The organism is Kitasatospora sp. NPDC091276 (assembly GCF_040684355.1).
Taxonomy (GTDB): Bacteria; Actinomycetota; Actinomycetes; order Streptomycetales; family Streptomycetaceae; genus Kitasatospora.
In genome coordinates this window covers 52,457-65,854 of sequence record NZ_JBFBFU010000034.1, presented here as the reverse complement: position 1 = coordinate 65,854, position 13,398 = coordinate 52,457, and the positions used below count along the sequence as shown (strand labels likewise).

The 13,398-nt window shown below is 74.3% G+C and carries 11 protein-coding genes and 1 pseudogene; 4 read left to right on the top strand and 8 right to left on the bottom strand.

What is annotated here, in order from left to right; translation table 11 throughout:
- Positions 1-3: 3 nt before the first annotated feature.
- Positions 4-1,671, bottom strand: coding sequence for a urocanate hydratase (gene hutU, locus AB0O19_RS32135; RefSeq protein WP_363588055.1), 1,668 nt, complete (start codon positions 1,669-1,671; stop codon positions 4-6).
- Positions 1,672-2,108: 437 nt separating this feature from the next.
- Here hutU and AB0O19_RS32130 point away from each other — a divergent pair, with 437 nt between their 5' ends.
- Positions 2,109-2,294 (top strand): hypothetical protein, encoded by a 186-nt coding sequence (locus tag AB0O19_RS32130; protein WP_363624637.1) that lies wholly within the window; start codon positions 2,109-2,111, stop codon positions 2,292-2,294.
- A 1-nt stretch (position 2,295) separates the two neighbouring features.
- Here AB0O19_RS32130 and AB0O19_RS32125 read toward each other — a convergent pair whose 3' ends face one another.
- Complete coding sequence (locus tag AB0O19_RS32125) at positions 2,296-2,619, bottom strand: hypothetical protein (protein WP_363624635.1); 324 nt, start codon at positions 2,617-2,619, stop codon at positions 2,296-2,298.
- Positions 2,620-2,678: 59 nt separating this feature from the next.
- Positions 2,679-3,548 (bottom strand): MurR/RpiR family transcriptional regulator, encoded by an 870-nt coding sequence (locus AB0O19_RS32120; RefSeq protein WP_363588063.1) that lies wholly within the window; start codon positions 3,546-3,548, stop codon positions 2,679-2,681.
- A gap of 205 nt (positions 3,549-3,753) precedes the next feature.
- Between AB0O19_RS32120 and AB0O19_RS32115 the strand changes: the two genes are divergently transcribed.
- Positions 3,754-4,173 (top strand): hypothetical protein, encoded by a 420-nt coding sequence (locus tag AB0O19_RS32115; protein WP_363624633.1) that lies wholly within the window; start codon positions 3,754-3,756, stop codon positions 4,171-4,173.
- Positions 4,174-4,280: 107 nt separating this feature from the next.
- Here the strand turns inward: AB0O19_RS32115 and hutH are convergent, their stop codons facing one another.
- A complete protein-coding gene (hutH, locus tag AB0O19_RS32110) occupies positions 4,281-5,864 on the bottom strand; it encodes a histidine ammonia-lyase (RefSeq protein ID WP_363624631.1) in 1,584 nt (527 codons plus the stop codon).
- 157 nt (positions 5,865-6,021) lie between these two features.
- Between hutH and fdhD the strand changes: the two genes are divergently transcribed.
- Entirely contained in the window at positions 6,022-6,891 is an 870-nt protein-coding gene (gene fdhD, locus AB0O19_RS32105) for a formate dehydrogenase accessory sulfurtransferase FdhD (RefSeq protein WP_363588069.1), read from the top strand.
- Here the strand turns inward: fdhD and AB0O19_RS32100 are convergent.
- Positions 6,881-8,080 (bottom strand): macrolide family glycosyltransferase, encoded by a 1,200-nt coding sequence (locus AB0O19_RS32100; RefSeq protein WP_363624629.1) that lies wholly within the window; start codon positions 8,078-8,080, stop codon positions 6,881-6,883. The two genes, fdhD and AB0O19_RS32100, sit on opposite strands and share 11 nt — an antisense overlap.
- Before the next feature lie 127 nt (positions 8,081-8,207).
- Here AB0O19_RS32100 and AB0O19_RS32095 point away from each other — a divergent pair, with 127 nt between their 5' ends.
- Positions 8,208-8,804, top strand: a complete 597-nt coding sequence (locus AB0O19_RS32095) for a TetR/AcrR family transcriptional regulator (RefSeq protein ID WP_363624627.1) — start codon at positions 8,208-8,210, stop codon at positions 8,802-8,804.
- 721 nt (positions 8,805-9,525) lie between these two features.
- Here the strand turns inward: AB0O19_RS32095 and AB0O19_RS32090 are convergent.
- The 3 genes and pseudogenes from AB0O19_RS32090 to AB0O19_RS32080 form a co-directional block, all read right to left on the bottom strand.
- Positions 9,526-10,644, bottom strand: a pseudogene (locus AB0O19_RS32090) (diguanylate cyclase); the annotation flags it as partial.
- 347 nt (positions 10,645-10,991) lie between these two features.
- On the bottom strand, positions 10,992-12,116 hold the full coding sequence (locus AB0O19_RS32085) for an adenylate/guanylate cyclase domain-containing protein (RefSeq protein WP_363588075.1): 1,125 nt from the start codon (positions 12,114-12,116) through the stop codon (positions 10,992-10,994).
- Between the two features lie 169 nt (positions 12,117-12,285).
- Positions 12,286-13,179: a biotin--[acetyl-CoA-carboxylase] ligase gene (locus AB0O19_RS32080; protein ID WP_363624625.1), complete on the bottom strand. Its 894-nt coding sequence runs from the start codon at positions 13,177-13,179 to the stop codon at positions 12,286-12,288.
- Between the last annotated feature and the right edge of the window lie 219 nt (positions 13,180-13,398).

The following is a 13,398-nucleotide window of genomic DNA, read 5'->3' as shown; positions in this document are numbered from 1 at the left end:
ACGTCACAGCTCACCCATCGGGACGCGGACCCCGCGCTCGGCGGCGACCTCGGTGGCCCGGTCGTAGCCGGCGTCCACGTGCCGGATCACGCCCATGCCCGGGTCGTTGGTGAGCACCCGGCGGATCTTCTCGCCGGCCAGCGCGGTGCCGTCGGCGACGGTGACCTGGCCGGCGTGGATCGAGCGGCCGATGCCGACGCCGCCGCCGTGGTGGATGGAGACCCAGGACGCGCCGGAGGCCACGTTGACCATGGCGTTGAGCAGCGGCCAGTCGGCGATCGCGTCCGAGCCGTCCAGCATCGCCTCGGTCTCCCGGTACGGGGAGGCGACCGAGCCGCAGTCGAGGTGGTCGCGGCCGATCACGATCGGCGCGGACAGCTCGCCGGAGGCGACCATGTCGTTGAAGCGCTCGCCGGCCTTGTCGCGCTCGCCGTAGCCGAGCCAGCAGATCCGCGCGGGCAGGCCCTGGAAGTGCACCTTCTCCTGGGCCATCTTGATCCAGCGGTGCAGCGACTCGTTCTCCGGGAAGAGGTCGAGGACGGCCTTGTCGGTCTTGTGGATGTCCTGCGGGTCGCCGGACAGCGCCGCCCAGCGGAACGGGCCCTTGCCCTCGCAGAACAGCGGCCGGATGTACGCGGGGACGAATCCGGGGAAGGCGAACGCGCGGTCGTAACCGGCCAGTTGGGCCTCACCGCGGATCGAGTTGCCGTAGTCGAAGACCTCGGCGCCCGCGTCCTGGAAGCCGACCATCGCCTCGACGTGCCGGGCCATCGACTCGCGGGCCCGCTGGGTGAACTCGGCGGGCTTGGCCGCCGCGTAGTCCGCCATGTCGTCGAAGGCGACGCCCACCGGCAGGTAGGCGAGCGGGTCGTGGGCGCTGGTCTGGTCGGTGACGATGTCGATGGGCGCGTCCATCGCGAGCAGCTGCGGGACCAGCTCGGCGGCGTTGCCCAGCACGCCGATGGACAGCGGCTGCCGCTTGTCGCGGGCGGCGGTGGCCAGCTCCAGCGCGTGCCCGAGGTCCTTGGCCTCGACGTCCAGGTAGCGGTGCTCGATCCGGCGGGCGATCCGGGACGGGTCGCAGTCGATGCAGATCGCCACGCCGCCGTTCATGGTGACGGCCAGCGGCTGGGCGCCGCCCATCCCGCCGAGGCCGGCGGTGAGGGTGATGGTGCCTTCCAGCGTCCCGTTGAACCGCTTGTTGGCGACGGCCGAGAAGGTCTCGTAGGTGCCTTGCAGGATGCCCTGGGTGCCGATGTAGATCCACGAGCCGGCGGTCATCTGCCCGTACATGGTGAGCCCGAGGCTCTCCAGCCGGCGGAACTCCTCCCAGTTGGCCCAGTCGCCGACCAGGTTGGAGTTGGCGATCAGCACCCGCGGCGCCCACTCGTGGGTCTGCATGACGCCGACCGGCCGCCCGGACTGGACCAGCATGGTCTCGTCCTGCTTCAGCCCCTCCAGCGTCCTCACCATGGCGTCGAACGAGCGCCAGTCCCGCGCCGCCTTGCCCGTCCCGCCGTACACGACCAGCTTCGACGGGTGCTCGGCGACCTCCGGGTCGAGGTTGTTCATCAGCATCCGCAGGGCCGCCTCCTGCTGCCACCCCTGCGCCGTCAGCCCCGTCCCCCGCGCCGCCCTGACCTCACGCGGCCCGCTCGCCTGCTGCACCATGTCCTGGCCTCCCTGCGGATGGATTCATTCAGATTCAGCTCGGCTGAATATATCCAAACAATCACCTCCCGACCAGACCCCGAACCCATCCGATCAGCGCCCGCGCCGGTACGCCCGCCAGCCGTACCCTGAGGCCGGAAACACCAGCCACTCGGGCCAGCAGAGGACGCCATGGCGACCATCCCCCTACTCCCCGGCAAGCTCCGCCACGCAGCAGAAGCGATCGAGCAGAGCACCGGACTGCGGGTCGAGATCATCGGAGGCACCCTGCTGCTGCCTCCGCCCCGCCGGGGCAAGCACGCCGGCACCGTGCGGCAGCTGCGCGAACGGATCGGATCACGACTGCCCGGCCTCGGGGCCTACGAGGCGGCATCCATCGCCTCTCCAGGCGACGAGGACGACCACGCGACGCCCGACCTGGTCGCCCTACCCGCGCGGTGGGAGAACCAGCATTCCTCGCGGTCGACCCCCGCAAGGGTGTCTGGACGCTTCGCACCCACCCCCGCGACGGCGAGTACCAGGGCGTGCTGCACGGCAGGTACGGCGAGCCCGTCCCGCTGCCCGCGCCGCTGCCCGCCGAACTGGACACCTCCGCACTGCCGCCGTACGCACCCCGCGCCTGAGTCAGGCCGCGGCGTCACCGTCCCAGTCGATGCCGATCTCGGCGAGCCAGCGGCGGTCGGCGGCGTCGGGGGCGGGCGGGGTCGGCGGGCGGGGGATGTTCTGGACCGGGCCGAGGCCGTACTTCTCGGCGGCCGCGGCGGCGGCGCGGGCGTCGGGTTCGATGACGCCGACGTGCACGGCGGACTCGTCTCCCGGGTCGAGGACGGTCAGTTCGGGATCGGGCAGGCGCCGCAGGGTGACGCGGCGTCCGCAGGTGGGGCAGGACCATTCGTCGACACCCGAGGCCAGGCGGGCGACGAACTTCATCTCGTGGATCACGCGCATGGGCGGCACCCCCTGCTGTAGGGGATGCCCGGGTTCGTGACGGCTACTCCCCGCCGTGTCTACTCCAAAAACAGGCCACGTGCCGCGGCGGACTGCTCGATGGCCTCCAACCTGGCCTCCGCGCCCGGGAGTTCGTCACACATACGCTGCAACAGCACCCGGCCGAGCATCATCGGCGCGCACGCGGTGTCGAAGACCAGCCCGGTGCCGACGGCGGCCGGCAGCATCAGGTCGGAGAGCTTGGCGACCGGCGCGAAGGCGCTGTCGGCGACGGTCAGCACCGTCAGCCCGCACTCGCGGGCCACCACCAGCGCGTCCATCAGCTCCCGCGGGTAGCGCGGCAGCGCGAAGCAGAGCAGCGCGGTGGCCCCGGCCGCGGCGGCCTGTTCCAGCCGGTCGGCGAGCATGCTGCCGCCCTCGTCGAGGAGGCGGATGTCCGGGTGCACCTTGGCGGCGAAGTAGGCGAAGCCGCGCGCCTGCGCGGAGGCGGCCCGCAGGCCGAGCACCGGCAGCGGGCGGGAGGCGGCGAGCAGCCGGGCGGCGCGGGTGATCGGCTCGGGGTCGGCGAGGAGTTCGGCGAGGTGGCGCAGGTGGGCGATCTCGGCGAGCACGGCCTGCTGGTGCTCGTTGCGCACCGCGTCGTCGGGGGTCTCCGGCGCGGCGGTCTCGCCCGCGCCGAGTTCGCGCAGCTGCTTGCGCAGCGCCGGGTAGCCGTCGTAGCCGAGGGCGACCGCGAAGCGGGTGACGGACGGTTGGCTGACGCCGGCGAGTTCGGCGACCTCGACGCTGGAGAGGAACGGCGCCTCGGTGGCGTGCCGGACCAGCGAGTGCGCGATCCGCCGCTGGGTCGGGGTCAGTCGGTGGCCTTCGAACAGCTGGAGCAGCCGGGCGGAGGGGCCGACCGTGCCGGCCTCGTCGGTGGCGGTCATCAGCGGTACCTCCGGATGCGAGCGATTCGGACGACGACTGTGCAGCAGTGCGTCGCGCCTGGCAAAGACGTCTCGTACGGCGGGACGCCGGGTGAGACGGCCCGAGCGGGTGGGAGCTCGGGGTAACCCTGAATTCTCCCTGAACCCGCCCGGATTCCCCCACCGACGGATGGACCGCGCCCCGGCGCGGGCCCAGGCTGGTCCCATGGACACTCGCCAGGACGACCTGCGGCGCGACCTCGACGCCGCCCTGCACGCTCGCAAGGAACTCGGCAAGGAGTACGAGCCGGAGCTGGTCGACTCGTTCCTGAGCCGCCTGGACGCCCGGTTGGACGCCCGGGTCGAGCGCCGGGTGGCCGAGCGGATGGACGACTACGAGCCCGCGCACCGGCGCCGACCCCACCGCCCGGGGCCGGGGCTCGGCCTCCCCGGCAACCGGCTTGCGGTGATCTCGCTGGTCCTCGGCATCCCGCTGACCGCGATCGCGGCCAGCCCGCAGAGCGGCGGCTTCATCGGCCTGATCGTCAGTTGGGCGGGCATCGTCGGGGTCAACTTCGCCGCCGCGTTCGGCAACCGCCGGGACCGGGACGAGCCGCGGGCCCGGTCCCGGGACGACTGGGACTGAGCCCCGCCGCCCGCACCGGACCCGACGGCCCGTCACGCCGAACGCACCGAACGCACCGAACGCACCGAACGCACCGATCTCACCAGGTCACGCCAGGTCACACCGGCTCAGGCCAGCGGCCCGGTGACCCGCTCCACCGCCCGCACCAGCTCCCCGGAGGCGACCAGCGCGGCCGCCGCCTCCAGGTCCGGCGAGAGGAAGCGGTCGCGGCCGGCGCCGCCGACCCCCGCCTCCCGGGCGGCGGCCATGGCGGCCGTGGTGGCCGGGGCCGTGCGGCCCGCGCCGTCGGCCTGCTGGCGGATCTCCAGGGCGCGGGCGGCGGCGGTGAGTTCGACGGCGAGGATCCGGCCGAGGTTGTCGACGGCCTGGCGCAGCTTGCGGGCGGCGGACCAGCCCATCGACACGTGGTCCTCCTGCATCGCGGAGGACGGGATCGAGTCGACCGAGGCCGGGACGGCGAGCCGCTTGTTCTCGCTGACCAGCGCCGCCTGGGTGTACTGGGCGATCATCAGGCCGGAGTCCACGCCGGGGTCGTCGGCCAGGAAGGCCGGCAGGCCGTGCGAGCGGGCCTTGTCGAGCAGTCGGTCGGTGCGGCGCTCGGAGATCGAGCCCAGGTCGGCGGCGGCGATGGCGAGGAAGTCCAGCACGTACGCGACCGGGGCGCCGTGGAAGTTGCCGTTGGACTCCACCCGGCCGTCCGGCAGCACCACCGGGTTGTCGACCGAGGCGGCCAGCTCGCGGGAGGCGACCAGCTGGGCGTGGGCGAGGGTGTCCCGGCCGGCGCCGGCCACCTGCGGGGCGCAGCGGATCGAGTAGGCGTCCTGGACCCGCGGCGCGTCGTCCTGGTGGTGGCCGGTGAGGCCGGAGTCCTTGAGGACGGCCAACATGTTGGCGGCGCTCAGCGCCTGGCCCGGGTGGGGGCGGATCGGGGCGTGCAGTTCGGGGGCGAGCACCTTGTCGGTGCCGAGCAGCGCCTCCAGGGTCATCGCGGCGGTGATGTCGGCGGTGGTGTACAGCCGCTGCAGGTCGGCGATGGCCATCACCAGCATGCCGAGCATGCCGTCGGTGCCGTTGATGAGGGCCAGGCCCTCCTTCTCCAGCAGTTCGACGGGCTCGATGCCGGCGGCGGCGAGCAGTTCGGCGGCGGGCTTCTCCACGCCGTCCGGGCCGGTGGCCACGCCCTCGCCCATCAGGACCAGCGCGCAGTGCGACAGCGGCGCGAGGTCGCCGGAGCAGCCGAGCGAGCCGAACTCCCGGACCACCGGGGTGATGCCCGCGTTGAGCAGGGCGGCCATGGTCTGCGCGACCAGCGGGCGCACCCCGGTCCGGCCGGAGGCCAGCGTCTTCATCCGCAGGAAGACGAGTGCCCGGACGACCTCGCGCTCGACGGCCGGTCCCATCCCGGCCGCGTGCGAGCGCACCAGCGACCGCTGGAGCTGCGCCCGCAGTTCGGGGCTGATGTGCCGGACGGCGAGCGCGCCGAATCCGGTCGACACGCCGTAGACGGGGCGCGGTTCGGCCGCGAGGGCGTCGATCCGTGCCCGCGCCGTCGCCATCTCGGCGAGCGCGTCGGGGCCTATCTCGACCCGGGCGTTCCCCCGGGCGACGGCCAGCACGTCCTCGGCGCTGACGTCGGCCTTGCCGACCTGGACCAGCGGAGCGTCGGGGGCCACAGCACTGTGCATATCCATATACACCATCACATCAGGTGAATGAAGATATGACAACAGGTGGTCGCCATCCGGAACGGCCACGATCGCACGCCCCGTACCGGCCGGCAGGATTTTCCCCCGGGCCGCCCCGTGCCGCACGCTGGTGCCCACGGACACGCACGGAGGTGGCAGGGCGATGACGCGGGCGACGGCACGGCGCCGGGTGGTGCGGCTGCGGGGGGACGAGCGCGGGGTGCGACCGGACTCGCTGGCGGCGGAGGAACCGCTGGAGATCCGGCTCGGCGGCGAGCCGCTGACCGTCACCATGCGCACCCCCGGGCAGGACTTCGACCTGGTGGCCGGGTTCCTGGTCGGCGAGGGGCTGGTGCACACCTCCGAGGAGCTCGCCGCCCTGCGGTACTGCGCCGGGACGGACGAAGCCGGCGCCAACACCTACAACGTCGTCGACGCCACCCTGCGCGGCGCCGCCCGCGCGCTGCCGCTGTCCGCGCACCGCAACCTGCTCACCACCAGCGCCTGCGGCCTGTGCGGCCGGGACACCGTGGACGCCGTCCGCACCCACGTCCGCCACCCGGTGGGCGAGGACCCGCTCACCGTCCCGCCGTCCCTGCTGTACGGCCTGCCGGACCGGCTGCGGGCCGCCCAGCGCACCTTCGAGTCCACCGGCGGCCTGCACGCGGCCGGCCTGTTCGACGCCGCCACCGGCGAACTGCTCTGCGCCCGCGAGGACGTCGGGCGGCACAACGCGGTGGACAAGGTGGTCGGCTGGGCGCTGCGCGAGGGCAGGCTGCCGCTGACCGGGCACGTCCTGCTGGTGAGCGGCCGGGCCTCGTTCGAGCTGACCCAGAAGGCCGCGCTGGCGGGCGTCCCGCTGCTGGCGGCCGTCTCGGCGCCGTCCTCGCTCGCGGTGGACCTCGCCGAGGAACTGGGCCTGACCCTGGTCGGCTTCCTGCGCGGGGAGGGCGCGAACGTCTACACCCGGCCGGACCGGATCACCGCGCCCTCCCCCGCCACGTCCTCCCCCGCCGCGCCGGTCACCCCCTGAGCTCGGCCTCGATCAGGTCCGCCGCACGGGCGGTGCCGCCCTCGGCCCGGCCGGCGGCGGCCAGCGCCTTCAGCCGTTCGGCCACCGCCGGGTCACCGACCAGTTCCAGCAGCGCGCCGCGCAGCGCCTCCGGGGTGGCCTCCCCGGTGTCCAGGCGGCGGGCGACGCCGAGCGCCACCAGCGCGTCCGCGTTGGCGTACTGGTCGGCGGCCTGCGGCACGGCGATCATCGGCACGCCGTGGTATAGCCCCTCGCTGGAGCCGCCCATGCCCGCGTGGGTGACGAAGGCGTCCGCCTGCGCGAGCACCGACAGTTGCGGCACCCACCGGTGCACCTCGACGGTGTCCGGCACCTCGCCCAGGTCGGCCAGGTCGGTGTGCGCGCCGACCTGGAGCACCGTGTGCCAGCCGGGCAGGTCGCCGAAGGCCTGGACGCAGGCCCGGTAGAACGCGGGCTGGTGGGTGAAGGCCGAGCCGAGCGAGACCAGCAGCACGTTCTCGGCGGCGGCCGGCCGCCGCCACTCCCCCTGGTGGGCGCGGTCGCCGAAGCACGGCCCGACGAAGCTGACGCGCCGCTCGTCGACCCGGTCAGCGTTGGGCTGCAGGGCGCGCGGGATCAGGGCGACGGCCCGCGCCGGGCGGCCCTTGAAGGCGTCCACGTCGCGTTCCACCGCCCCGGCCTCGGCCAGCCAGTCGGCGAACCGCCGGTGGTGCCCGGCGCCGCCGGGCCCGTTGCGGACCGCCTCCAACACCTCCGCGAGGTCCTGCTCGAAGCCCTCCCAGGCGACGAAGGCGGGCGACAACTGCACCACCGGCACGCCCAGCCGCTCGCCGAACGCCCGCCCGGCGAAGCCCGCGATGTCGTGGAGCACCAGGTCGGGGCGGTCGTCCGCGAAGGCCTCCAGCAGGACGGGGTGCATCGCGAGGGCGTCGTCCAGGAACACCTCCTGGATCGCCACCGGGTCCTCCGGCCACCCGCTCGGGTCGTCGGCGAGCGGCAGCCGCGTCGGGTACGGGACGAGGCGGGCACCGGTGGACTCGACGGCCTCGGCGAAGGAGGCGTCGTTGACGTAGCTGACCCGGTGGCCCCGGGCGACCAGTTCGGCGATCACGGCGAGGCTGGGGTTGACGTGCCCGTGGGCCGGGACCGAGACCATCAGGATGTGGGCGGGGTGGGCGGAGCGGGTCATGGGGCCTCCAGGGTTCAGAACAAGACGAGACGATCCGTCTCGCTGGCGCCCCTCCAGCATGATCCCGGATCCGACGCCGCGTCAAGACGATACGTACCGTCTCGCTACTTCGCTTAGAATTTCCGCCATGGCCCACAGAACCGCCCCCGATCCCGCCCGCCGCAGCGAACGCTCCCGCGCCGCCGTCCTCGCCGCCGCCTCCGAACTCGTCGCCGAGGTCGGCTTCGGCAAGCTCACCATCGAGGCGATCGCCGCCCGGGCCGGCGTCGGCAAGCAGACCATCTACCGCTGGTGGCCGTCCAAGGGCGCCGTCGTCTTCGACGCCTTCCTCGCCACCAACGAGCACGAGGGCGGCCTCGACCTCCCCGACACCGGCGACCTCGCCGCCGACCTGCGGACCGTCCTGCGCCCCACCACCGCCGAGCTCACCGACCCCGCCCTCGACCGCAGCTACCGCGCCATCACCGCCGAGATGCTCAACGACCCGGCCCTGTACGCCGAGTACCGCACCCGCCTGCTGAACCCGCTCCTCGACGTCACCCGCGCCCGCCTGCACAGCGCCCGCGAGGCCGGCCAGCTCGCCCCCGACGCGGACCTCGACCTCGCCCTCGAACTCCTCTACGGCCCGCTCCACTACCGCTGGCTCTACCGGCTCGGCCCGCTCGACCCCGCCTACGCCGACCGCCTGGTCGAGGCGGTCCTGCACGCCCTCGGGCCGGCCTGACCGCGCCGACCAGCCTCCCCCGGCCTCACACCACCGGGGGCGAGGCCGCGCCCGCCAGGGCGACGGCCACCAGGGCGCGCATGGCGAAGGCGGCCTGACCGAGCGGCAGGGTGGCGTCGTCGGCGAAGAGCTCGACCAGCCAGCCGCCGGCCGGGTTCTGGCCGCCGGCGGCGACCATGCCGCGGTAGCCGGAGACGACCAGCATGGCCTCCTCGGCCGGGTCGTTGCCGGCCGCGCCGGCGCGCAGGGCGAAGGCGCCACCGCGGACGGCGCGGCGGGTCATCGGGTAGTGGCGCAGGTCGAAGACGGCGTCCGGGGCCTCGATCTGGGCCCGCTGGGTCTCGGCGCGGGTGCTGCTGGGGCCGCTGGTCATCCGGTAGACGGCGTGCTGGGCGGTGCGCATGAGGTGGGAGCCGGGCGGGACGTAGGAGACCCACCAGCCCACGGCGTCGAGCAGCCGGGCGGAGGCCTCGGCGACGACGACGAGCTTGCCGAGGGTGTCGGCGGGGTGGACGGCCCGGGCGGCGGCGGCCTGGTCGAGGGCCGCGAGGACGGCGGTGAGCAGCTGGCCCGGGTCGGCGCTGTGCGCGGCGCCCCGGAAGCGCCGCCGGTCGCCCGCTCCGGCCCGGCCCGGGCGGGCGCGTCCGTCGGCCCGGTGGTGCGGGTCGGCGGCGTCGGCGAGCAGCACGGTGGGGTCGGGCGAGAAGCCGGGGCCGTGGCTGCGCCCGGCGACGACGGGGTGGGCGGCCCGGGCGGCCTTGGCCCGGTACTGTGCGGCGTCGGCGAGCCGGAAGAGCCGGTCTGGGGTGGTGACCGGGCCGATGGAGTCGCCGGTGGAGGCGACGCCGCAGGCGACGCCCTCGCCTTCGGACAGGGCCAGGGCCCTGGCGCAGAGCTCCTCGGCGACGGCGACGACCTCGTCGGCCTTCTGCCCCTCGGCGAGCAGGCAGAACTCGTCGCCGCCGAGGCGGGCGGCGAGGCTGCCGGGGAGTTTGGCCGCGGCGACCGAGAGCTGGTGGGCGAACCGTTCGAGCAGCCGGTCGCCCATTTCGTGGCCGAGCTGGTCGTTGACCCGCTTGAGGCCGTTGACGTCGCAGACGACGAGCGAGACCACGGTGTTGTCCCGGTTGTGCGCCGTGAGGGCGCTCTCCAGCCGGGCGTCGACGGCGCGCCGGTTGGCGAGGCCGGTGAGCGGGTCGGAGAAGGCGAGTTTGCGCAGGTCGGCGAGGCGTTCGGTCTGGGCGAGGCCGGCCGAGATCTGGGCCGCGAGCAGGGTCGCGTAGTCGGCGTCGGCGGCGACGAACCCGGGCTTCCCGACGCTGCGGGCCAGGTACAGCTCGCCCCAGGCCTGCCCGTGCAGGACGATCGGGGCGACCACGCAGCAGGCGCGGCCACGCCGGCGCAGCGCCGCGGCGCGTTCCTGGCAGTACGCGCCGGCGGTGGGGTGGGTGTGCCCGGCGTGCGGTTCGGCGTTCTCGGCGGTCTGCAGCCAGGCCCGAGGGAGGCGCCCGGTGGTCCAGCGCTCGTCCAGATAGGTGACGATCTCGGGGAAGTCGGCGACGGGGTAGGACTCGTCCTCGGGCAGTTCCTCCTCGCCGGGCGCGAGCTCCCCGTGGTTGACCAGGACTCGGAGCCGGCCGGATTCGCGGTCCCAGACGGAGACGGCCGCCATGGTCGCCCCGAGCGCCTCGGTGGCGCGGGCGGCGGCGGCCCGGACGGCCTCCAGCGGGGTGAGCGCGCGGGCCATGTCCTGGGCCAGCTCGACCACGGACTGCAGCCGCAGGTCGGGCAGTTGGCCGGCCGGTTGCGGGCCGCCGCAGTCGCAGCCGCGGTCCGTCATGATCGCCTCGCTGCTCACCGGCTCGCCTCGCTCCCTGTGCCCGGTCCTGCCGGACCCCCGACGGCGGCCGCACCCACCCGGCCGCTTTCACCAAGACTATGGCGGTTTCGTTCGGTTATGCCCCGTTTGCCGGGGCGGACCCGCAACCGGCCGTACGGGTTTCAACCGTTCGGCACCCCAAGCATCGGGACCGGCCCGGGGCCACGTCCTGGAAAAGGCCGGGGAAGGCTGGAAAGGCCCGGGAAAAGCCGGGAAGGGCACAGGAGAAGACCGGAAGGGGCCCGGACGAGAGCGGAAAGGCTCCAGGAGAGGCGCGAGAAGGGCCCGGGAGGGGCAGCGGCGGAGACCTACTCCGGCTTCAGCCGCCGCGACAGCAGCCACGGCTCGACCAGTCCGAGCCCGCGCACCGGCCGGCGCCACATCGGCTGCAGGTGGAACCGGTGCCCGGCGTCCAGGCCCGGCACCGGCAGGCCCGAGGCGGGCATCCCGGCGGCGGCCGACAGCGCCTCGGCGAGGCCGGGGCCGTCCGCGTCCGGCGGGGCCACGCTGCCGTACTGCTCCAGCGCGGCGGCGAACTCGCCGTCGATCAGCACCGCGTCCTTGGGCGCGATCGAGGTGAGCCGGCTGGCCAGGTTCACGGTGGTGCCGAAGACGTCGCCCATCCGCGAGGTGACCGTGCCGAAGGCCATGCCGACCCGCAGCGCGGGGATGGTCTCGTCCTCGGCGAGGGCCTCGATCAGGCTGAGCGCGATCTCGGCGGCGGTGACCGGGTCCTCGGAGACGTAGAGGATCTCGTCGCCGAGGGTCTTGATGACCCGGCCGCCCTGCCCCGCGATCAGGTCCGAACAGGTGTTCTCGAAGGTCTCGACGAGTTCGCCGAGCTCCTCCTCCTCCAGCCGCCGCGACAGCCGGGTGAAGCCGACCAGGTCGGCGAAGCCCACCGCGAGGCGGCCGCTGGTGATCTCGTTGTCCTCGGCGGCCTGGACCACCCGGCCGGTGACGGCGGCGAGCTGGCGGCGCCAGACGTACACCAGGAACTGCTCCAGCTCCGGCAGCAGCAGCTCGACCAGCGGGTAGGCGACGTCGGCGCGGGTCAGGCCGGGCTCGACGGCCTGGGTGAGGTTCTCCAGGAAGGTGTCCATCTGCCAGCCGGCCAGCCGGGCGGTGGTCTGGCCGGTGGAGCGGGCCACCTGGATCGCCATCGACTCGCTGAGCAGGCCGGACTCGACCAGGCCGGCGAGCCGGCGCAGGGCGATCACGTCGCCGTCGGTGAGGGCCCGGGACTGGCCGATGTCGGGGAAGCCCATGGCCCGCCAGAAGCGGGTCGCCAGCTCCATCGGGACGTCGGCGGCCCGCGCGGCCTGGTACGGGGTGTAGCGGCGTGGCGCGTCCAGGATCAGGCGTTCCAGTTCGAGCGCGACCGTGGGGTCGTGGGTCCCCGATGTCGCGCCGCTGCTGCCGTCCTCTGCCACCGGTCCGTCCCCGTGCGGTCGCCGCACTCGCCTCGTGTCCTGCCTGTCCGGGCGCGCCCGCCACCCGGCGGGCAGTGGCGCGCCTCACACCGCTGCCAGGTGGAATGTTCGCACGGAATCGCGCGATCCGGGGCATCAGCCCGGGTCAAGGAGAGGTGAAGAGTGCCGTTCAGCGGGGCTCGGGGCGCACGTGGACGACGTCCCCCGCGCCGACCGCCCGGCGTGCGCCGTCGGGGGTGCGGACCACCAGGCGGCCGTCGCCGTCGATCGCCACCGCCTCGCCGACCAGCTCCCGGTCGCCCGGCAGGTGCACCTTCACCTGGCGGCCGAGCGTGGTGCAGCGGTCCGCGTAGGCGCGGAGCAGCTCGCTGGTGTGCGGGTCGCCGGCGGCGGCCGTCCAGGTGCGGTACAACCCGGCGAACTCGCGCAGCAGGGCGCGCAGCAGGGTGGACCGGTCGGTGACCTCGGCGCCGGCCAGCGCGAGCGAGGCGGCGGTGGGGACGGGCAGTTCGGGCTCGCGCAGCGAGACGTTGATGCCGAGGCCGGCGACCACGGCGCCGCCGCTCAGCTCGGTGAGGATGCCGCCGAGCTTGCGCTCCGCGCCGTCGACCTCCACCTGGAGGTCGTTGGGCCACTTCAGCCCGACCTCGACCCCGGCGACCCGGCTCAGCGTGCTGGCGGTGGCCACCCCGACCAGGATCGGCAGCCAGCCGTAGCGTTCGACCGGCACCTCCTCGGGACGCAGCAGGACGGACAGGAACAGCCCGGAGCGGGCCGGGGCGCTCCACTGGCGCTCCAGCCGGCCGCGCCCGGCGTTCTGCACCTCGGCGACCAGCACCGCGCCCTGCGGGGCGCCGGCCCGGGCGCGGGCGGCGAGGTCGTTGTTGGTGGAGCCGGTCTCGGCGACGACGTCCACCGAGGTCCAGAGCCCGTCCGGGACCAGCAGGTCGCGGCGCAGCGCCGCCTCGTCCAGCGGCGGGCGGTCCAGGTCGGTCCACGGCGACGGTCCGGCGTGGCCGAAACCGCGCAGTCCACTGCGGCGGGGGGAGTCGGGTGCGGTCATGGTCCAGAACACTAGGGGGTGTGCGGACGCCGGGGGCGTAGGCCGCCCCATCGTCCCGCAGAACGCGCGTTGACACACTGTGTCGATGGCCATAACGCCAGGACGTGACGTCCGGGCCCGCGCGCTGGCTACGCTACCCAACGGTAGTTCGCAGCGCCGCCCTGCCCTCATGCGCGGGCCCCCACTCCGGCCCGCGCGCACTCGAACAGGTCGCGGCCC